This window comes from Agrobacterium tumefaciens, from assembly GCF_005221385.1.
In the GTDB taxonomy this organism is placed as follows: Bacteria; Pseudomonadota; Alphaproteobacteria; order Rhizobiales; family Rhizobiaceae; genus Agrobacterium; species Agrobacterium tomkonis.
In genome coordinates this window covers 1,390,914-1,409,765 of the sequence record NZ_CP039904.1, presented here as the reverse complement: position 1 = coordinate 1,409,765, position 18,852 = coordinate 1,390,914, and the positions used below count along the sequence as shown (strand labels likewise).

The following is an 18,852-nucleotide window of genomic DNA, read 5'->3' as shown; positions in this document are numbered from 1 at the left end:
ACGACTTTGCGAATGTCAATTTGCTCAAAGCTGACTGCTCCGATATCGTCGTCATCGCGCATATTCAGGATCGAAAAAATTTGGAATTGGGAGCAAAATTGTGCGCCTAGCCCATTGTTCATGTCATCAGTTAACAGTGGTGACAAACGGCGAACCCCATAAGATATCCGTTTGTCACTGTCGTGCATGCCAGCATCGTACCGGTTCAGCGTTCGGTGTCGCAGTGTTTTATGCTGCCGATCAAATCAGGGCGTCGGGGAAACACCAAACCTATATACGACCTGGAGATAGCGGAAAGCGCCTAGAGTTCCGTTTTTGCCCCACTTGCGGATCAACCGTCTACTGGATACCGGAATTTCGGCCTAACCTCGTCGCCATCGCCTTGGGCTGTTTTGAAGACCCAGATGCTATGGAACCAACTCAGAGCGTGTATGAAGCGACCCGCCATGCATGGGTTTCTCTATCTTTTCGAGATTCTGGATAGAGATGAAGGCCGAACGCTTCAGCACCAGCTTTCGAGATTACACACAATTGCTGTTGAAAAGATTCGAACCGGCGACTTTGCCGTTTTCATCAAGCTTGCTCGCGCGTTGCCTCCAGTATCAGGTCCTTAAACGACATCGCAGATGTCCATGTGAACGGTTACCGCCGAGAAGACCAACGAATAAGGATACACAAGCCGGCGACTTGCTTCTTGTTTCACATTGCGGTTTCAGATCGGTTTGGCTTGCGTATGGCGCGAACTTTGGGGCTATCGCCAGCCCCGCAGAAAAACCGATCGCGTCCGTCGGATTCAAGTCCTGAAACTGCCATTCCCGCCGGCATATCCAACCGCTCCAATACTTCACCGGTCGAAGGATCGATGCGGCGGACATCGCTTTCGTCGTTCTCCCATGTGCCGTGCCAGAGCTCGCCGTCGACCCAGGTGACCCCGGTAACGAAGCGATCGGTTTCAATCGTGCGCAGCACCTTTCCCGTCTCAGGATCGATTTGATGGATTTTGCGGCCGCGATGTTGCCCGACCCAGAGCGAACCTTCAGCCCATGCAAGACCGGAATCGCCTCCATTGCCGGGGGCGGAAATCGTGGCAAGCACCTCGCCAGTCTGTGGATCGACCTTCCGAATCACCGCTTCAGCAATCTGGAACAGGTGCTTGCCATCGAATGCGGTGCCGGCATCAGCGGCAATATTGAGCGAATTCAGCACGTCCCCGTTGTCCGGATCGAAGGCGTCCAGCCTCTCGCCTGTCGCCATCCAGACCCGGCGGCCGTCAAAGCTGACCCCATGGACGCGATCCACTCCGGGAAAAGGGCCATATTCGCGGATGATTTCGGCGGCTGTTTGTTTCATCCCCTCATCCTAGACTAGAACGCCGACGGTGGGGAGTAACAAGCTTGTCGGGAAACCCGGTACGCTCGTCGCAATCCAGCGACGGGCGCGTCCGTGGCCGAACCATTCCACCTTGTCATTTTGCGCAAGGGTGCCGAGCGCCCGCTGTACCGTACGCGGGCTAACGTCGAGCGCAAGCGCCAGCGCGGAGCTGGACCAGGCTTCGCCATCGGCGATAAGCGCCAGCACGTCGCCATGCTCGTCTTCGACAGGCGGCGCAAGCACCGCGACCGCGCCGCTATCATGGGGCTCCAATACGAATCCCCGCTCGGTGGCGCGTATCTCCGTCAAGGGCCTGATTGCCTCGCGCAGACGCCCGATCTCGACCCGCAGCCGAGCGCGATGCGATTCATCTGCTTCCCGTGCGCGAAAGGCGCGGACGAGAAGCTCTTCCCGCGTGACATCTTCCGGCCAAGCCTCACCCAGCACGCGCATGAGCGCGAACAGGACCGGACGACTGGCGAGAAAGACGATGGCTTTATTGACGCGCACGACGTTCCGGCACACATCGATGACGGTCGCCCCCGATGCAATGAGCGCCTCGACCTCATCGAGCCGGAGAAGCCGTTCTCCATTGCGCGCGACCAGCCGCGCGGCAGGCACTTCGAAGGCCCGTACAGCCCTGTCGACTTCGGCTTTCAATGCTGCATTGCCAAAGGCAGCCGCGGCGCTTTCCGCGCGATCGAGCGCATCACGAGCCGGCTTCGCGCGTATGCGGCGTATCGCGATGCCCGCGACTACCAACTCGTAGCCTACCCGCGATGTCATCGGCAACGCACCGGCATCGAAGCCGCCCAGAACCCGCTCGGCTTCGTCGAGACGGCCGATCAACAGCAAGCGCCTTGCTTCGAGATAGCCGGCATGCGCGGCGTTCGCAAAGTCTCCGAATGTCTCCAGCGTGGACCGGGCGGCGGCGAGCCCCTCCATGGGACGGCCAAGGTCGCGCAAGACCAACGCGATCTCTGCCTCCGCGAGATTGCATCGTGCACGGGCCATAGGCTCTTGGTTGCCGAAAGCGCGTGCTGCGTTTCCCAGCAGTTCCTTCGCGCGCGCAAGGTCGCCGAGTTGCGCCATGGCAATGCCGCGCAGGGCGAGTGCAGGAGCATCGGCGCGTAGTGCGATGTGCTTGAGTGCTGCAAGCGGATCGCCCGCCGCAAGCGCCCGCGCCGCGAAGGTCATCAGAGTGTCCATTCAAATCCCGTCACACTTGTTACTCACATTCTCCCGCCATTCGGACATAGATTTTTGTCAGGCTAAGCGTCGCGGGAAGCGTTGTCGAACCTCAATTGGGAATTCAGAAATGACAATGTCCAAACCAACAAGAAAACGCTCTTCGGACACCCTGCGATCAGGCGATATGACAGGCTGGCTCGTTCTTGCAGCTTCGCCAACCTTCGCGTCGATGGCCTGGATTTCGGCGAACGACATTCAGGTGAGTATCTGCGCGTCCCCACCCGGCATGCTGCCGATCAGTGGCATGGCCTTCATGTACCTGCTGATGAGCCTCTTTCACCTGTCGCCCTGGCTGAAGCTCGCTTCCGCTTACTGGCGGCAATGTCCACCCCCTAAAACCCGAGGAGACTGACAATGAACCACAAAATCGTTTCAGCCAAAGACTGGCTCGCCGCCCGGCGGGATTTTCTGAAAGCGGAGAAGGAGCTTACTCGACACCGGGACGAGGTCGCCCAAAAGCGGCTGGCGCTGCCATGGGTACGGATCGAGAAGGAATATGTGTTCGATACGCTCGATGGCCCCCGAACGCTTGCCGATCTGTTCGATGGCCGATCGCAGCTTCTGGTGCAGCACTTCATGTTCGCGCCGGGATGGAAGGAGGGTTGCCCAAGCTGCTCTTTCATGGCCGATCATACAGATGGCATGAACAATCATCTTTCGCATCACGACGTTACCATGATCGCCGTATCGCGCGCACCGCTCGCCGACATCGAGCGCTATCGTAAACGGATGGGCTGGCAGTTCAAATGGGTGTCGTCCTTCGGAAATGACTTCAATCACGATTTCCGTGTCAGCTTCACACCAGGCGAAGTCGCCTCCGGAAAGATCGACTATAATTTCGGAGAGTGGCCGGAACTCGGCGAGGAATGGCCGGGCATCAGCGCCTTCTACAAGGACGACGCCGGCCAGGTCTTCCGCACCTACTCCACCTATGGGCGCGGCGTCGAGGCGATGATGGGCACCTATCAGCTGCTCGATCTCGCTCCGAAGGGACGCAACGAAGCCGAAGGAATGGACTGGGTGCGCCGCCACGATCGGTACGAATAGCAGTCCTTATGTTTGCCAATGCAATTGCCGCGAGCCGTGACTGGGGAGGATACGATGCCCGAAACGGTCTCAAGGAAAAGCTCTTGGCCGATCTCGTCCAACTTGTCGAGTTCACCGCGCTCTTCGAGGATCGCCATCGCGGTGATGAGTTCGTTTAACTTCACGAGGTTGGGCGGCCTTAACGTTGATCGTCAAATCGGCGTGTCCACCATTGCGTATACTCCATCTCATCGACACCGTAGGGCGCTCGTAGATAGGGATAGTCCCAGTTCTCGTAGCGCAGGGGCTTGAGGAAATCATTGACGGCGCGGTATGCCGCCGGCACCCGCCCCTTGTTCAGGTCGCCGAGCACAGGCCGTTCACCCGCCTGGAAAACGACGCCACCCTCATAGGGATGGAGGACGATCTCGTCTCCAAGCACCTCTCTTGCCTTCTCAAGACCACCGACGCGTTCAAGCAGCTCATTATTGACGGCTGTCAGCCAGTTCACGTCACGGATCACATCGGTGCGGCGCAATATTTCCAGGGTGAAATTACTGCCATCTTCGTAAAGAAGGCCCGGAAACCGACGGAACAGAGGATATGCTTTTTCAGTTGCACCCGCCGCATAGGAATAGAAAAAAAGCGACATTCCCGAAACGGCATAAAAAACCCGGAGATCACGGCAGGCGTCAATGAAAAGGCGAACCACGCCAGTTGGGTCGCGTGATAATTCGGATAACCGCGTCTGATACATCAAGCGCCCATTGCCGCCGCGGTAGCCAGCGCTCGGGAGAAGGGCCGTAAAGTAGTCGTGAACCGGATCGGTGGAACGCAGCGCCTGTTTTGGCATGTGCCTGATATAGAAACTCGCTGTCTCTCTTTCGTCGTAATACTCACCCTGCGACAGATATTCCTCGATCTGTTTTCCTGCTGAAATACGGCGTGTCCGCTCGTTAAACGACAATAAATTGGTATTACCCTCTGCGAGGTCGTAATAGCGCAGTGCCAAACCGAGCATGGCCTGGCGTATTTGACGCGTTTCTCCATCGGCAAAATAGAAACCGGCCGTCGGCCCGAACAACCATGGAATGGCATTGCCCGGCGGCAAACCGATCTCGTCCAACTTGTCGAGTTCATCGCGCTCTTCGAGGATCGCCATCGCAGTGATGAGTTCGTTTAACTTCACGAGGCTAAGCGGCCTTAATGTTGATCGTCAAATCGACGTGTCCACCATTGCGTATACTCCATCTCATCGACACCGTAGGGCGCTCGTAGATAGGGATAGTCCCAGTTCTCGTAGCGCAGGGGCTTGAGGAAATCATTGACGGCGCGGTATGCCGCCGGCACCCGCCCCTTGTTCAGGTCGCCGAGCACAGGCCGTTCACCCGCCTGGAAAACGACGCCACCCTCATAGGGATGGAGGACGACCTCGTCTCCGAGCACCTCTCTCGCCTTCTCAAGGCCACCGACGCGCTCAAGCAACTCATCGTTGACAGCTGTCAGCCAGTTCACGTCACGGATCACATCGGTGCGCTGTGAAATGATTAATCCAAAACGGATGCCATCTTCGTAGAGGAAACCGGGAAATCTGCGGAACAGTGGATAGGCCCGCTCGGTTGCACCTGTCGCATAGGAATAGAAAAAAAGCGACATGCCCGACACGGCGTAAAAAACCTGAAGGTCACGGCAGGCGTCAACGAAGAAACGCACAACACCTATTGGATCTAGCGATAGTTGCGACAACCTCGTCTGGTACATCAGCTGCCCACAGCCGCCACGATACCCAATGCCGGGAAGAAGCGCCGTCAAATAGTCGTGTACCGGATCGGTCGACCGCAGAGCTTTGGCAGGCATATGTCTGATATAAAAGCCAGCGGTCTCCTTCCCATCAGCGTAATTGCTCTGTGCTAGATGCCGCTCGATGTCATCTCTCGAAGACACACGGCGCGAACGCTCACCAACCGTCAGCAGATTGGTGTTTCCTTTCGTAACATCGTAGTAGCGCAACGCCAGATCAAGCGCCGCTCGGCGTGTCCGCAGTGTTTCACCATCCGCAAAATAGAACCCGGCCGTCAGCCCGAACAACCATTGGATGGCATTGCCCGGCGGCAAACCGATCTCATCCAACTTGTCGAGTTCACCGCGCTCTTCGAGGGTCGCCGTTGTGGCGATGAATCCGTTTATATCCAAGACGCCATCCTAGCGCTCGCCGCCATCAAACCGGCGTGTCCACCATTCTGTGTACTCCATCTTATCGACATCATATGGCGCTCTAAGATAGGCGCGCTCCCAGGTCTCGTAACGCAGCGGCCTGAGGAAATCATTGACTGCGCGATAGGCCACCGGCACCCTCCCCTTGTTCAAGTCGCCGAGCACAGGCCGTTCGCCAGCCTGGAAAACGACGCCACCCTCGTAAGGATGAAGGATGACTTCTTCGCCGAGTACCGCTCGCGCCTTATCGAGACCGCCGACCCGCGAGAGCAGTTCATCGTTAACCGCAGTCAGCCAGTTCACGTCACGGATAGTGTCCGTCCGGTCTCGTATGGCCAATCCAAAACGCGCGCCATCCTCGTAAAGCAGCCCGGGAAACCTGCGAAACAGAGGATAGGCTTTCGCAGTTGCACCCGCCGCATAGGAATAGAAAAAGAGCGACAAACCCGACACGGCATAGAAAACCCGCAGATCGCGACAGGCGTCAACGAAGAAACGGATCACACCTGCCGGATCGTGCGACAGCGCCGATAGCCTCGTCTGGCACATGAGGTGACCGTTGCCACCACGATAACCGGCGCCTGGAAGAAGGGCCGTAAAGTAGTCGTGAACCGGATCGGTCGAACGCAGCGCCTGTTTTGGCATGTGCCTGATATAGAAACTCGCTGTCTCTCTTTCGTCGTAATACTCACCCTGCGACAGATATTCCTCGATCTGTTTTCCTGCTGAAATACGGCGTGTCCGCTCGTTAAACGACAATAAATTGGTATTGCCCTCTGCGAGGTCGTAATAGCGCAGTGCCAAACCGAGCATGGCCTGACGTATTTGACGCGTTTCTCCATCGGCAAAATAGAACCCTGCCGTCAACCCGAATAACCACTGGATTGCATTGCCGGGCGGCAATCCGATTTCATCCAGTTTTTCGAGTTCACCCCGCTCCTCAAGGATGGCCATTGCGGTGATGAGTTCGTTTAAATTCATGATATTATCCTACTTGATCGGTATCGGGCGGCCGGGGAACCGACGACCGGGCAAGGGCAGCCAGATTGGATTTTCCAGACCTTTCCGAAGTTCGCGCCACCGCCTCTCAGCTTCCCACTGCCGCTCCTGTTCGCGCTGCCTTACAGCTTCCTCACAGTTGTCACACTCGTCCAGTACCACAAACTCACTGTATTCAGCGCCGTGCCGATCAGCGATATCTTCATATGCCCTTGCCTTCGCCGCATCATTTGGAAACTTGTCCCCCGGAAATTTCATGTCGTACATGTGGGTCATCTGGCCGTTTTCGACTTTGACCACGTCCAGCCAGCGGGAGCCACGCACATTGAACCATCTCGTGCCGCCCCAGGGCGCCCGACGGGGAACCTTTGGAATGTCGTGTTCCTCTCCCTGCAGGATGATATTGCCGGGCGGTTTGTCCGGGAATGTATTGTTCGGATTGTTCGGGTCCCAGAATCCAAGCTCGGAAACATAGCCGTAATTGGTGCGGGGATCGCCGACCGGCATGCTGCTGCCAAGCACCGTGTTCGGATATTGCGCCTGGATCGTTGCATCGACACAGCGCTGATAGCGTCCCGGGCTCGCCTCGTCGTCGCGCGGCAACACCTGATCGACCCATTCAAGACCCTCGGTAACGCTGTTTCTCGGACGATGCAGCGCATAACAGCGGCAGCCCACTTCACACAGGTAACGCTCGGGATCACCTTCGGGCAGATCGGTTTTGTAACCTCCGACCGATACGGTGTTGCCCTTGTTGAGGAGCATCTTGTCGGTAAGGCGCGTCACTGCGCGGCCTTGCATGAAGACGTTGGGGGACCATGAAAGGAAGGTGGCCTGATGCAAATGCGTGCCGGATTTGATCCCACCGGACGAACCGGGTTCATCGCCGATTGATTTGGCGAACCGGGAGCCGCGCACGCCATTCATCGCTCCACCATGCGAGAACACCGTGGTCGTCCCGTCGGCAAGATCGCGGGCAAATGCGGTATTCGTGTATGGCACGGGCACAGGCTTGGGCGGGGTCAGGCAAACATCCGGCAAGGTCGAGCGGACGTAGCCATTGGAGTTTTTGTGGCAGAGCGTAATCCCGTTGATGCGAATTGTTTCCTTCATGCGTCTACCCTACCGGTTCTTATGTCGCGCTGGACGCTTTCCACAATTGTTGCCGCTCTCAGCCCGTCGCGGGAACTGGCCGACAGAAGAGTGTATCGAAACGCTTCGCCGTCCGGTTCGGCATTTTCCCTGCGCGATCCCGGCGCCGGCGCAAGTGCAAGAGCGGCCATCACAAGCCCGCTTGCCGCCCCAAGATCACCGAGCTGAAGCGACGGTATTTCCGCCCTGTCGGCCAGCTCGGCCATTTCCGCGGCATTGGTTGTGATCGCATAGCCAAATTCCTCAGCGCGTACGCGATCGCCATTGAGATCGACAATAAAGCGATCAGGAGAAAAGCCTCCTTCGAGGAGCATCCCATAACAGCTCGCAAGGGCGCGCCCCATCAATCCGCGCTCGGGATCAATCGGGCTTTCAGGCTCTTCCATGGTAGAAAGGCGCGCGATTCGACCGAGCCGCACATCATTTTCCGGCCCAAGCGCCAACACGGCCGCAGCTTCGCCGGGAACCATGCCGTAGGGGTTGTCTCGTGTCAGCAGTTCACCGTGATAGGCCAGACTGTCGAGCATGTCTGAGTGGATATAACTGTCAACGACGGCAACGAGAACAATTCCCCCCGTTCTCCTCACGATTTCCGGACCATCCCTGCCAACAAGCTGCAGGCTTTCAGCCTGTCCGCCAAAGGAAACGGAGAGGCTCGTCACCTGCGGCAGAGGGGCCTGGTGGAGCCTGGTATTAAAGTCCTCTGCGACAGGTCCGCCCTCCATCCAATAGGGCAGCAGCAGAAGCATCGCATAGTCCGCGCTTTCCTGTCCGCGCTTCGTCAACTGCGCAACGCAATCGGCAAGCGCGCAGGCGAGTAATTTTCGCAGCCGCTCGACATAGTCCCGCTCTTCCGCCAACGGAAAGACCGCCGCAAGGGTTGGCGGCCGCCCGTCCGCCATCACCAGGTTGCGGTCCTTCTCGGTAAATCGTTCGCCGCTCGAATAGGCGGCAATTGCCGTTTCAAAGTCTTTGCCCGCCGGACACGTCAGGCCGGCCGCCAGGATTGAAACCGCCGTTCTCATGCGACAACTCCGGCCATTTGCCTCAGTCGGAGAAAAGAGACCTCGACATCCTGGTCGCGCCCGCCACATGGCACATGGGCATTCCATACCAGATCCACGAGGCGCTCATCGCCAGTGATCTCCACCTGAACGAGCCTGAACCTGTGCGTCAGCGTCTTTCCGGCAATACGCGTATCAGCTTCGAGGATACATTGCGGCAGGCGAAATGCATAACCGCCTTCCGGATGAAGCCCTTCCAGCCGTACCGGCTCACCGCCGCGCAACTCACCGGAATAGATTTGATCGACCGGCGCGGTCTGGTGGAAATTTTCGGAGAAATCGGAAGGCAAAAGCGGCGACCTGTTTTTAATCCAAGCGTCGTCATAGGTGCCAGCATGGATACGCCGCGTTGTCCAAGCCGGCTGAATAGCGCCAAACCCGACTGGCTGCGAAAGCGGGCGACCTGGATCGAAGACATCCGCAGGCGCTGCGATCTGCGGCATAACCAGTTCGGCTCCCTCCGGCGCGCGCTCGAAATGACGTGACCAGCCCCGGCCAATTGGATTGGCTTCACACTCGGCCCCATCATCATCCGCAAAAAGATCGCTTCCGCCGAGCGAACGCCTCCATGATAGTTCGACGCGCGAGGCCCGCTCTTTTTCGGCGACCTCCCAGCCGCGCTTTTTTTTGACCATACGCGCTTCGCCCGTGACGGCGGCCTGCTTTGTCATCGTACCCACAGCAACCGTGACATCGATACGGTCTATCGGCTTCTCGTCAGGTGCAACGGCTGAGCCGTTGACAAGAATATCTGCGGCGGGCCTGAAAGGTGCGAAATCAGCATCCGCGAGGAGCTCATTTGCCTCGGCATCGCGATAGGCTGGAGAGAGCCGAATGGGCTGCGGCTCAAGAAGATCGGTCATACCGTCCGGACGCGCGCGAAACCGCCCGCGCACGGCGACACACCAATATTCCTTTCCATCGCGGTCGCGAATGAAATAGCCGTCCGCAGAGAAAGGCGTGTTGTTGCTGACAGCCCACATGCCGGTCAGTTCAGGTCAATATAGGCAGCGTCGAGCGCGATATTCTGACGAGCCGTCTGGATAATTTTTTTACCTTCCACCCTCACCACGCCGTCAGAGCCCAATGAGATTCGGGCCTCGCCGTTGCGGATCGTCAGCGTCCCGGAACCATCGAACTCGATCATCGTCGCGAGCTTCAGAAGCTTCCCCCATGCATCCTCCGGCAACGGAAGAGCGTCCCCTAAAAGCGCTTTACGATCAGGTATCTGATTCATATCGTGCGAACTCCCTCTAAATTCACCCAGGTGGAAGGCCGATCCCCAAATGAGCGGCGCTCCATCGACCACAGATATTCATTTCAGTTGACCCACCAAACCCTCTCCGATGGTACGGGTGACGAAGTCGGTATGGATCATCGTTGCAACGTCTTTTGGCGTAGCGGGGAACGCCGTGAGCGAAGCCACTGCGGCGACAACGCCCTTCCTGAAGCTCAATACGGTCCTGGCACGTATCTTCTGCTCGCTGCCCTGGAGAGTAACGATGTCGATGAAACCCTTATCCACATCGCCGACTTTTTCGCCGGGAACGAAGCTGACGTCCTGGTCCAGCTTAAAGCCGACGTCCGGCATGAGATTTTGCAGTTCGATTTCCACCACCTTCGCGGCAAGCTGACGCAGTTGGTCGTCAGTTGGCGACAGATCCGACTTGGGCGTTGGAAAGACGAACAGGGATACAGCCGCGTTTCCGTCTGGATCATTGGAATTTGTGAATATCGCCCCCGTATAGGACGGATTGGGATCGCTGTTCTGCGTCAGTTTTTTCCATCCGTCCGGCAGGCGTGCGGAGTAGGCGGCACCACCGCTCGACGGCAGCTCTTCCAGATGCATCGCGCCGTCAATGCTGTCAGTCGTTTCGTTGTCGAACTTCAAAGCTCCGAAAAATTGCGCGATCCGGGGTTCGACGCGGGCGGCCTCCTCTTCCGCGTAGCCAGCGCGCACGATGAGCAGCGACTTATCCTTACGCCAAACCGCGACCCTCTCACGGCGGTTGAATCCATTATCCGGCCCGAGGGCAAACACATCGCCAGCGTCACGACCATATTCCTTCATCGCGGAGACAGAAGGCGCCCATTCTTTCGCAAAGAGTCGGGCGTAATCGACCCCGCGCGCAACCTTTTCCGGTTTGATCTCGGCGGTGATGATCTGGATTTCGAAATGATCGCGATTGGCAGGATCATAACCGATCGTCTGCAGGGTCACATTGTCGAAGGTTTCGTACTTATCCCATTCGGACAGTGCCCGCTTTTCCTTAAACCACATAAATTTATCGATCTTGACCGAGTGGAAGTTAAGATCCTTGGTTTCCTCAAAGCCATATGGCTCCGACGCCTTCGCTGTGCTGTCGAGGGTCAAACGACTCGTATAATCTTCGGCCATAACATCCAATCCAATTGCGGTCGTCATTAAAACCATCGCCGAAAAAGACAGTCGGCGCAGCACCAAAAATAGAGGCTTCAACGTTCGGTTCTCCGTATCATTTTCCCTGCCATCCCTTGATGAGGTCTGCTGCCTTATCAAGACCCGTCAGGCCGCCGGACACTTTGGCGCCGCCGCCGAGGCCAAAACCAAGTTTGGCGCCGACCTCGGCGCGCGCCTTGCCTTTTTTCACGCCTGCTTCCGCAGATGCCTCAGCCTGAGCGCCAACGGCTCCCTGCAGTTCACCGCCAACGCACACACCTATATCCCATTTGTCCTCAATGAGCTGGTTGTGCTCTTCGAACAGCCAGTTCCACGCTTTGATGACGGGATTGCCCACACGGCTTGGCGTCAGGCAGAGTTCTCCGTTGACTGAACCCTCGATGACATTGGCCTTGGCGGCGAGTTTCAGCGTCCCCGTCACCTCTTCAGGGTTACCGACAAAAGCAACCTCGCCCTCCAGCTCTCCTTTCAGCACCGCGCCTTTCGCGGCTCCGGAGATGACCTGGTCTTTGAGAACCTGGACTTTTCCTTGAGCAGCGGCGACACTGGCTTTTGCGCTCAATTTGGCATCAATTCCGCCCTTGGTGACAGAAAATCCGGCCTTTCCATCGCCCTCCCGTGCACCGAGCTTGTATTCTCCCGAAGCCCAATCCTTTGCCGGGTCGCCAAAGCTGTCGCCAGCCACCTTCTTGTCGTGTTTCCACCAGGTATATTCGGCGACCTGAAAATTGCGCTCCTTCCATTTGCCGCGCCAGTCGGTGTCGTGGGCGGTCTTTCCGTCCGGGTTGGTGCGTGTATAGCCCGAAGCGAGATACTCCCTGACGCCGCGCTGATATTTCTTGCCGACGCCGGCGTCCTTGTAATCCTTGCTCAGTTCACCGAATTTCCAGGCGCTTTCCTTGCTCTCGTTTTCACGCTCCTTCTGGGGAAGGAGTTTGTTTGCACTGGACGATCGTCCGAAAAGCACGGTCTCGTCCACAACGGGTATATATTCGCATAATCCGCCTTTGGAATTGAACGACTGCTGGGGAGCATCCGCGCGAAATGGCGGCGTGATCCCCGGAGACACCGGAAAAAACGGGTGACGTTTGAACGTCGACAGGTCAGTTTTCAACATCTCCAGGACATTGTCGTCGTCGTATGCGGAAAACGGCACACCCAGCATGCGAGACGGCGGTAATCCTGACGGTTTCTCAGCCATGGCCTACACTCAGTTCTGTGTAATCTGGTCGGCTTGGAAATGAATATGCTTCCCTTGAATCACGATATGCCCCTCGCGCGACATCGTCAGCATCGAGTTCTCTCCCACTTTGATCGTCAATTGTTCGCCCACCCGAATGTTCATGATACGCCCGATATCTGTGTCAGAGCGCCCCCGCACGATGACGCTGTGAGATTTACCGACCGTCGTTTGATAGGTATGCCCAACAACCGTCGATTTGGCGCCGCCGACAACCTCCGAGGAACCAATACCAACGACCTGCGAGTGATTTTTCTCGACGAAAAGCTGGAAATTCCCTTTTGCGAAATTGAAAGGGTCCGGGATCTTGAGTTTGCCCAAGGCAGCTCCAACCTTGTCGAAGACAAGCTTCGTCTTGTCCCTCAGTAGGTTCGACAAGGCATTTTCGCCGACTGCAATCGACATGTTGCCCGCTATGACCTCGTCATGATCGCCACCAACTTCCGTCGATTTGTCGTTGGCCACGAGTTCCGATTTATCGCGTCCCACACGCTTGGAGTAATCGTTCAGAATTTCAAAATTCGTATCCTTCTGAGCGTGGAGAAATACCTCCTCCTTGGCCGCCTCGTCCTCAAACCGCAATTCGTTAAATCCGGACCCTTTGTGCGTGTTGGTGCGGAATGTGCTGCGCGTCTTGTTCGCTGGCAGCTCATAAGGCACGGTCTGGCGCGCATTCGGCACCACCCCCGTCACCAGCGGACGGTCGGGATCGCCGTCCACGAAGGCGACCATCACCTCCATGCCGATGCGTGGAATGATCTGGCCGCCCCAGGTCGAGCCCGCCCAGTTCTGCGCCACCCGCACCCAGCACGTATCGGTTCCATCCTTCTTCGCCTTGCGGTCCCACGGGAACCACAGCTTGATGCGGCCATATTGATCCGGATGGATTTCCTCGCCTTCAGGACCGGCGACGATCGCCACCTGCGTACCTTCAATGCGCGGCCGCTTCGTCGCACGGTGCGGCGTCAGCGGCACGCGTGCCGGGATCGCCTCGAAGTGATTGCGATATTCCGGCTCGTTGCTGTTTGTCTCATAGGAGAGATCCACAATACTGTGGCTTGCCCTGATGATCACATGTTCTTCATAGGCATGTTCCGGATGCGCAACCTCGTAAGGCGTAAAGCGGCGGCCGGCTTCCAGGATGCGCGTGGTCGACGAACCGAATACCCGGTCATGATCGGCTTCGATCGACTGGGTGCGCAGTTTCTGCGCCCGCTCGGCCTCTTCAACCGTCTTGATCCGGGCCGGATATTCATAAAGCTCGCGTTTCGTCGCATCCGGCATCTGCACCAGTGAGGGCGTCATGGTGCCCGGCACCATGCCCGGTGTCTCGAAATTCCAGTCCGCACCCGCGCGCTGGCCCGACACATAGGAAAAACGCCGCGCCCAGTCGCTAATGTGGTTGCGATCCGACGACCCCTGCGCCAGACGCACCGTCCCCTCACCCTGGGCGGCCGGCGACGGCCCAAGCCAGCCGCTGGCGCTATCGGCCACATGCAGCTTGTGGGAACCGTCCTCATGGGCAAACCAGTAGAACAGCCCGTCCTCTTCGAAACGCCGGGTGAGATAGTCCAGATCGGTCTCGTTAAACTGCACACTGTAATGCTGCGCCGGCGGCGGCGAGATGATGCCCGATGTATCGGGGGCGGGAATGCCGTGTTCGGAAAACAGCGTCTCGACGATCTCCACCGCTGTCTTGTCCATCCAGATGCGGCAATCCGAGCGGCGCGACAGAAGCCACATCTGCGGCCGCAGCGTCAGCGCATAGGAGCGCATGCCGCGGGTGATCGGCGGACCTTCGTGCAATTCCGTCACCAGACCATTGAACGGCCGGCGGATGCCGCTGCCCTCTTCCCCGTCGCCCTGGCTTATCTCGACCGACACATCGACCAGCCGGCCGATCAGCTCCTCGGGCTTGACCGCTTCCTTCTTCGCACGCAGCGTCAGGTGGATTTCGAAGAGCCGCGAGACGCCCTCATCAACCGCAAGTCGTTCCGGAAGAAGCTGGTCTTCGCCCAGCGGGGACTTGACCTTGAGAACGCGGCTCGCCTGAACGAAATCGGAAAAAGAAGACTGATCATTCATCGCGAACCTCGATAGCAGAGCCAAAAAAAATCCATCAGCTGTCAAAATCTCGACAGAATGCAATCAAACATTGTGGCGAAACCATGGACTCACCATGAATTCTGCAACCTGCATATGCCAAAATTCCATAGATGAGATCTGACAGGCTGAGGTATGGAGTGACGCTCGAAAGAAATCCGAGACAGACAAAACACGATGCCGAGACTTACGGCCTGCGCCGCGAAGAGGCCGCCGGCACTCGCCATGGTGCCGGATGGTGGGTCAGTATCAGGCGGCGCGGCCACAGGATCGTCAGGCTGTTCAAGGACAGCATCTACGGTTCCGGCGATGCCGCCTATCGTCAGGCACGCGCCTACCGCGACGCCATCCTTCTTGCCATTCCGCCCGCCACCAATCACGAACAGGCCGTACTTCTGCGTAGAAACAACCGAAGTGGTATTTCCGGCGTCAGGCGCGTTGAGACGGCTGACGGGGATGTCTGGCAGGCAACGCTGATGACCAGTGAGGGGCAGAAAAGAGAAAACTTCTCCGTCGCCAAACTGGGCGAGGAAGCGGCAAAATCGATGGCGATCACACAGCGCCGTAAATGGCTGAAGGCGCTGCCCGTCACCCATCTCGCATATGCGCATCACGCCGCCGAGGTTGCGCGCGCGCAATTTGGCGACGGGCTTGCGCCGGCGGATGATGTTTTGCCTGAGGTGCGTCTGACCGATGCTGACATCGAGGCGCGTATCAAAGAGATTAACGACCAATTTGATGCGTCTCGTCCGAAGCGACTGCGGGTTCGGGTAAAAAGCTATTCGAAGGACAGGATATCCATCGCAGTTTCCGATGCAGAAAGCCCCGCGCGGAAAAAGCTCATGCACCTCAACAGGCGCGGCAAGACCGGGATCGACATCGTCGAGGCGATCAACAGAAGCGTCCGGGAAACCTTGGCAGCAATTCATAATGAGAGGGTCGCGTGCTGGTTCAGCTCCACCTATGGGAACAAACTGCTCAATCCGCAGACATTCAACATTGATGAGGGTTTCAACTTGCTTGTTTTTGTGCCGGAGGAGCAGTGCAGCCGATGACGACTTTTCCGTCCGTTTCCCGCGCGGGAACGGCGTAAAAAAGCCTACCCCATTACCTCATCGACTTGAGCTGATATTAATGACGGCGGACGCGCCGACCTGAACAAAGGAATAATCGACCGCGCCCCGCTTCCATCCGGCCGTTGTATTTTCTACCTCGTCATTCTTGTCGAGATTGTCTGGTGCACCAAGCCTCTCTACGCCGGTGCGCATGATCAGGCTACGCTTCGCCTGCCGTAACGATTAAAGAAGCCGTATGTCCCATGCTTGGTCGGAGGCTCTCCCGGGGCCCAGAGGCTGTTTTGGATTGTCGGTGCAGACTGATTGAACCGGTGACAACCACTGTCCCCGGCGTTCCACCCGAGGGCTGGTTGTTCGGATTCCGACCCTGAAAGTCAAATTCCCGCGTGCAATCAAATCCTTTATACGTTGATTGATGCCGAGGATATCCAAGGAGGTAACTGTGTTTCGCTGCGCTTATCGATTTCTGGCGGTTTTGGGAGTTGCTGTCGGTTCAGCCATTGCGGCGGACGGCGACGAAATGCGAATTTTCCACAACGCCGTTCATGTGGGCAAAGTGGAAACGGTCCGGACAATGCTCGCGACCGATCCCGGGCTTGCCGTTTCCAGGGACCAATATGGTTTCCAGCCGATACACCTCCTCGACATGTATCCGGATAAGGAAGTGCTCGATCTCCTGCTTGAAAATGGTGCGAACATCAATGCTGTGAACGATGAGGGCGTCACCGTTCTCCACATTGTCACCGATCCGGATGCCGTGCCGCTCCTTGTGGAACGAGGCGCAAACATTGAGGCTCGCGACAAAAGAGGGTGGACCCCGTTGATCATGCAGGCAAATAATCAGCAGAATGGTCCGGATGTCGTCGCCGCTCTTCTTGCTCATGGCGCTGATCCGAATGCAGAAGGGCACGATGGCGAAACCGCCCTTTCCTTCGCAAGGGAAACGGGTGATGAATCATTTATCGAGGTCCTTACCGCAAACGGTGCGACGAAGTGACAACAGGTTCATGTTGAACGGCACCCTTCCTACCGCAAGACAAGGCGGCCCTAGCTGCCAAAATCCTCAATCAGGTTTGGCTGGCTGCGTAAGATAGAATGGGATATTCAGCTCGGATACTGATGACTGTCTGCGCCCGAGCCGACTTCCTCGTTTCGCTCTTGAATGTATCTGAACCTCCGACCCTTGCCCATCGCGTACTAAGCCACTGGAAACAGCCGAATTCGTGACGGGTTTATCGGCTGCGCCATAACCACTACTATGGAACCTCAGACGGCTGCTGTCGGATTTCAGTCCCGAAACCAACAACAGCTCCCGCCCAGCCATTTCCAGCGGCTTGATCTTAGCAGTCGTGGCCGCCGTAAGCTGCCTTGTCGCCACCAAGGCAGTTCAGGCCACGGCCTGTGCGCCGGTGATTTCGACAAGCGAACCGCACATGAACGCCGCCTCATCGGAGGCAAGGAAGGCGACAAGCGCAGCAACCTCTTCAGGCTTGCCGATCCGGCCGAACGGAACCATCTTGTCGAGGTCGGCCATCGTCCGCCCCGAGCGTTTGACGCCGGCTTCGAGCATCGGCGTATGGATTTCACCTGGGCAGACGGCGTTTACGCGGATTTTGTCCGGTGCGTAGTCGCGCGCAAGGTTCTGCGTGAACGCGGCGACGGCGGCTTTGGTCGTGTTATAGGCGATGTGGTTCGGGGCCGGATAAAGTCCCCACTGAGAAGCGGTGTTGACGATCGCCCCGCCACCCCCGGCGATCATATGCGGTAACGCAGCCCGGCAGAGATGGAACATCGAGTCGAGGTTGACAGTAAAGCTGATGTCCCAGTCCTCGTCAGAAAGGGACAACAAGTTTCCACGCCGATTGATGCCTGCATTGTTGACAAGGATGTCAATCCGCTCTTTGAGAGCGAATGCCTTTTGGACTAGATCGAAGCACGGATCCTTCTTCGAGATGTCGGCAGCGATCACGAGTGCCGCGCCGCCTTCCGCCTCGATACCCTTCACAACTTCCCGAGCCGCCTCTTCGTTTACGTCGGTGACCACGACCAACGAGCCTTCCAACGCCAGGCGACGCGCGATCGCAGAGCCGATGCCGCCGCCCGCACCCGTCACGATCGCAACCTTGTTCTCAAACCGTTTCATGGAATCTCCCCAAGTTATCTGATGTAGCTTCCGCCGTTGACGTCGAGTGTCGCGCCGTTAAGCGACGCCTGTCCCGGCCGTAGAATGAATGCAACGAGTTCGGCGACTTCGCCCGGTTCGGCCATCTCGCCGATTGGAATGTCCGATACCGCCGCCGCTTTTCCATGCGTCGCGATAAACTCTTCCGCCATGTCGGTGCGTACCCATCCAGGCGCAATCGCGATCGCAGTCACACCATCGGGGCCGAAGCTGCGGGCGATCGACTTTGTCAGATTGACGAGGGCAGCTTTCGTCGATCCATACGGCATCGCGTCTGCCGCATAGCCGCGCTGGCCTGCCCGGCTCGCCATGTTGACGATGCGCCCACCGCCGTTCGCCTTGAAGTGCCGGATAGCTTCCTTGGAGAGATCCGCGGCGGCGAAAAAGTTGATCTGGAACTCGCGCTGCCAGGCGGCCTTCCAGTCCGAAGCGGCAGCCTCAATGGAGATTTCGGTACGGATCCCTGCATTGTTCACGAGCGCATGGATTCTTCCCGCCACCGCCAGGGATCTCTCCCACAGTTCGAAGGGGCCTTCGTCAGATGAAAGGTCGCCCTGCACGATCCAGCCAACTTCTCCGATGTCGGAAAGCAATCGCTCGGCACTCGTGATGTCTCGCCCGTAGTGGATGATCGGCCGAGCGCCTTCAGCAGCTAGTTGCTTGACGACAGCCACGCCGATGCCGCCCGAGGCGCCGGTCACGAGTACGTTCTGCCCTTCGAGTGCCTTAGTCAT

20 protein-coding genes are annotated in these 18,852 nt (G+C 57.6%); 6 read left to right on the top strand and 14 right to left on the bottom strand.

What is annotated here, in order from left to right; genetic code table 11:
• The first annotated feature begins 97 nt into the window (after positions 1 to 97).
• Entirely contained in the window at positions 98 to 484 is a 387-nt protein-coding gene (locus CFBP6623_RS21715; RefSeq protein WP_080842909.1) for a GFA family protein, read from the top strand.
• A 215-nt stretch (positions 485 to 699) separates the two neighbouring features.
• Here CFBP6623_RS21715 and CFBP6623_RS21710 read toward each other — a convergent pair whose 3' ends face one another.
• Together CFBP6623_RS21710 and CFBP6623_RS21705 are read right to left on the bottom strand one after the other, a co-directional pair.
• Positions 700 to 1,350: a PQQ-binding-like beta-propeller repeat protein gene (locus tag CFBP6623_RS21710; protein ID WP_046802198.1), complete on the bottom strand. Its 651-nt coding sequence runs from the start codon at positions 1,348 to 1,350 to the stop codon at positions 700 to 702.
• Between the two features lie 9 nt (positions 1,351 to 1,359).
• Positions 1,360 to 2,580 carry a hypothetical protein gene (locus CFBP6623_RS21705; RefSeq protein ID WP_046802197.1) on the bottom strand — a complete coding sequence of 407 codons (1,221 nt, stop codon included), beginning with the start codon at positions 2,578 to 2,580 and terminating at the stop codon, positions 1,360 to 1,362.
• A 109-nt stretch (positions 2,581 to 2,689) separates the two neighbouring features.
• Here CFBP6623_RS21705 and CFBP6623_RS21700 point away from each other — a divergent pair, with 109 nt between their 5' ends.
• From CFBP6623_RS21700 to CFBP6623_RS26940, 3 genes are read left to right on the top strand one after another with little or no spacing between them, the layout of a single operon-like run.
• Positions 2,690 to 2,974: a hypothetical protein gene (locus CFBP6623_RS21700; protein ID WP_232370455.1), complete on the top strand. Its 285-nt coding sequence runs from the start codon at positions 2,690 to 2,692 to the stop codon at positions 2,972 to 2,974.
• A 2-nt stretch (positions 2,975 to 2,976) separates the two neighbouring features.
• Positions 2,977 to 3,669 (top strand): DUF899 domain-containing protein, encoded by a 693-nt coding sequence (locus CFBP6623_RS21695; protein ID WP_046802196.1) that lies wholly within the window; start codon positions 2,977 to 2,979, stop codon positions 3,667 to 3,669.
• 8 nt (positions 3,670 to 3,677) lie between these two features.
• Entirely contained in the window at positions 3,678 to 3,827 is a 150-nt protein-coding gene (locus CFBP6623_RS26940) for a hypothetical protein (RefSeq protein ID WP_156316046.1), read from the top strand.
• 20 nt (positions 3,828 to 3,847) lie between these two features.
• On the opposite strand, the gene CFBP6623_RS21690 is transcribed toward CFBP6623_RS26940, so the two are convergent.
• The 10 genes from CFBP6623_RS21690 to tssI form a co-directional block, all read right to left on the bottom strand.
• Positions 3,848 to 4,837, bottom strand: a complete 990-nt coding sequence (locus tag CFBP6623_RS21690; RefSeq protein WP_080842908.1) for a type VI immunity family protein — start codon at positions 4,835 to 4,837, stop codon at positions 3,848 to 3,850.
• Positions 4,838 to 4,851: 14 nt separating this feature from the next.
• Entirely contained in the window at positions 4,852 to 5,841 is a 990-nt protein-coding gene (locus tag CFBP6623_RS21685) for a type VI immunity family protein (protein WP_080842907.1), read from the bottom strand.
• Positions 5,842 to 5,850: 9 nt separating this feature from the next.
• On the bottom strand, positions 5,851 to 6,843 hold the full coding sequence (locus CFBP6623_RS21680) for a type VI immunity family protein (protein ID WP_080842906.1): 993 nt from the start codon (positions 6,841 to 6,843) through the stop codon (positions 5,851 to 5,853).
• 9 nt (positions 6,844 to 6,852) lie between these two features.
• Positions 6,853 to 7,974 carry a DUF4150 domain-containing protein gene (locus CFBP6623_RS21675; protein ID WP_052760276.1) on the bottom strand — a complete coding sequence of 374 codons (1,122 nt, stop codon included), beginning with the start codon at positions 7,972 to 7,974 and terminating at the stop codon, positions 6,853 to 6,855.
• On the bottom strand, positions 7,971 to 9,038 hold the full coding sequence (locus CFBP6623_RS21670; protein ID WP_046802195.1) for a hypothetical protein: 1,068 nt from the start codon (positions 9,036 to 9,038) through the stop codon (positions 7,971 to 7,973). The genes CFBP6623_RS21675 and CFBP6623_RS21670 overlap by 4 nt, the downstream gene beginning before the upstream one ends.
• Positions 9,035 to 10,060, bottom strand: coding sequence for a DUF2169 family type VI secretion system accessory protein (locus tag CFBP6623_RS21665; RefSeq protein ID WP_046802194.1), 1,026 nt, complete (start codon positions 10,058 to 10,060; stop codon positions 9,035 to 9,037). Before CFBP6623_RS21665 ends, CFBP6623_RS21670 begins: the two co-directional genes overlap by 4 nt.
• Before the next feature lie 5 nt (positions 10,061 to 10,065).
• The gene (locus CFBP6623_RS21660; protein ID WP_137002572.1) at positions 10,066 to 10,314 is read right to left on the bottom strand and encodes a hypothetical protein; all 249 of its coding nucleotides are present in this window, start codon (positions 10,312 to 10,314) and stop codon (positions 10,066 to 10,068) included.
• Between the two features lie 78 nt (positions 10,315 to 10,392).
• Complete coding sequence (locus CFBP6623_RS21655; RefSeq protein WP_137002571.1) at positions 10,393 to 11,556, bottom strand: hypothetical protein; 1,164 nt, start codon at positions 11,554 to 11,556, stop codon at positions 10,393 to 10,395.
• Between the two features lie 16 nt (positions 11,557 to 11,572).
• The gene (locus CFBP6623_RS21650; RefSeq protein ID WP_137002570.1) at positions 11,573 to 12,718 is read right to left on the bottom strand and encodes a hypothetical protein; all 1,146 of its coding nucleotides are present in this window, start codon (positions 12,716 to 12,718) and stop codon (positions 11,573 to 11,575) included.
• A 9-nt stretch (positions 12,719 to 12,727) separates the two neighbouring features.
• Positions 12,728 to 14,842 carry a type VI secretion system tip protein TssI/VgrG gene (tssI, locus tag CFBP6623_RS21645; RefSeq protein WP_080842903.1) on the bottom strand — a complete coding sequence of 705 codons (2,115 nt, stop codon included), beginning with the start codon at positions 14,840 to 14,842 and terminating at the stop codon, positions 12,728 to 12,730.
• A 158-nt stretch (positions 14,843 to 15,000) separates the two neighbouring features.
• On the opposite strand from tssI, the gene CFBP6623_RS21640 reads away from it, so the two are divergent.
• Both CFBP6623_RS21640 and CFBP6623_RS21635 read left to right on the top strand, forming a co-directional pair.
• Entirely contained in the window at positions 15,001 to 15,915 is a 915-nt protein-coding gene (locus CFBP6623_RS21640; RefSeq protein WP_232370454.1) for a hypothetical protein, read from the top strand.
• A 436-nt stretch (positions 15,916 to 16,351) separates the two neighbouring features.
• Positions 16,352 to 16,933, top strand: a complete 582-nt coding sequence (locus CFBP6623_RS21635; RefSeq protein ID WP_137002569.1) for an ankyrin repeat domain-containing protein — start codon at positions 16,352 to 16,354, stop codon at positions 16,931 to 16,933.
• Between the two features lie 390 nt (positions 16,934 to 17,323).
• Here CFBP6623_RS21635 and CFBP6623_RS21630 read toward each other — a convergent pair whose 3' ends face one another.
• Together CFBP6623_RS21630 and CFBP6623_RS21625 are read right to left on the bottom strand one after the other, a co-directional pair.
• The gene (locus tag CFBP6623_RS21630; RefSeq protein WP_046802141.1) at positions 17,324 to 18,079 is read right to left on the bottom strand and encodes an SDR family NAD(P)-dependent oxidoreductase; all 756 of its coding nucleotides are present in this window, start codon (positions 18,077 to 18,079) and stop codon (positions 17,324 to 17,326) included.
• 14 nt (positions 18,080 to 18,093) lie between these two features.
• Entirely contained in the window at positions 18,094 to 18,852 is a 759-nt protein-coding gene (locus CFBP6623_RS21625; protein WP_046802142.1) for an SDR family NAD(P)-dependent oxidoreductase, read from the bottom strand.

Excerpts from the sequence above, each read along its gene's own strand:
- CFBP6623_RS21710 (WP_046802198.1), bottom strand. The coding sequence starts at position 1,350 with ATGAAACAAACAGCCGCCGAAATCATCCGCGAATATGGCCCTTTTCCC.
- CFBP6623_RS21705 (WP_046802197.1), bottom strand. The coding sequence starts at position 2,580 with ATGGACACTCTGATGACCTTCGCGGCGCGGGCGCTTGCGGCGGGCGAT.
- CFBP6623_RS21700 (WP_232370455.1), top strand. The coding sequence starts at position 2,690 with ATGACAATGTCCAAACCAACAAGAAAACGCTCTTCGGACACCCTGCGA.
- CFBP6623_RS21695 (WP_046802196.1), top strand. The coding sequence starts at position 2,977 with ATGAACCACAAAATCGTTTCAGCCAAAGACTGGCTCGCCGCCCGGCGG.
- CFBP6623_RS26940 (WP_156316046.1), top strand. The coding sequence starts at position 3,678 with ATGTTTGCCAATGCAATTGCCGCGAGCCGTGACTGGGGAGGATACGAT.
- CFBP6623_RS21680 (WP_080842906.1), bottom strand. The coding sequence starts at position 6,843 with ATGAATTTAAACGAACTCATCACCGCAATGGCCATCCTTGAGGAGCGG.
- CFBP6623_RS21675 (WP_052760276.1), bottom strand. The coding sequence starts at position 7,974 with ATGAAGGAAACAATTCGCATCAACGGGATTACGCTCTGCCACAAAAAC.
- CFBP6623_RS21670 (WP_046802195.1), bottom strand. The coding sequence starts at position 9,038 with ATGAGAACGGCGGTTTCAATCCTGGCGGCCGGCCTGACGTGTCCGGCG.
- CFBP6623_RS21665 (WP_046802194.1), bottom strand. The coding sequence starts at position 10,060 with ATGTGGGCTGTCAGCAACAACACGCCTTTCTCTGCGGACGGCTATTTC.
- CFBP6623_RS21660 (WP_137002572.1), bottom strand. The coding sequence starts at position 10,314 with ATGAATCAGATACCTGATCGTAAAGCGCTTTTAGGGGACGCTCTTCCG.
- CFBP6623_RS21650 (WP_137002570.1), bottom strand. The coding sequence starts at position 12,718 with ATGGCTGAGAAACCGTCAGGATTACCGCCGTCTCGCATGCTGGGTGTG.
- tssI (WP_080842903.1), bottom strand. The coding sequence starts at position 14,842 with ATGAATGATCAGTCTTCTTTTTCCGATTTCGTTCAGGCGAGCCGCGTT.
- CFBP6623_RS21635 (WP_137002569.1), top strand. The coding sequence starts at position 16,352 with ATGCCGAGGATATCCAAGGAGGTAACTGTGTTTCGCTGCGCTTATCGA.
- CFBP6623_RS21630 (WP_046802141.1), bottom strand. The coding sequence starts at position 18,079 with ATGAAACGGTTTGAGAACAAGGTTGCGATCGTGACGGGTGCGGGCGGC.
- CFBP6623_RS21625 (WP_046802142.1), bottom strand. The coding sequence starts at position 18,852 with ATGACTAAGGCACTCGAAGGGCAGAACGTACTCGTGACCGGCGCCTCG.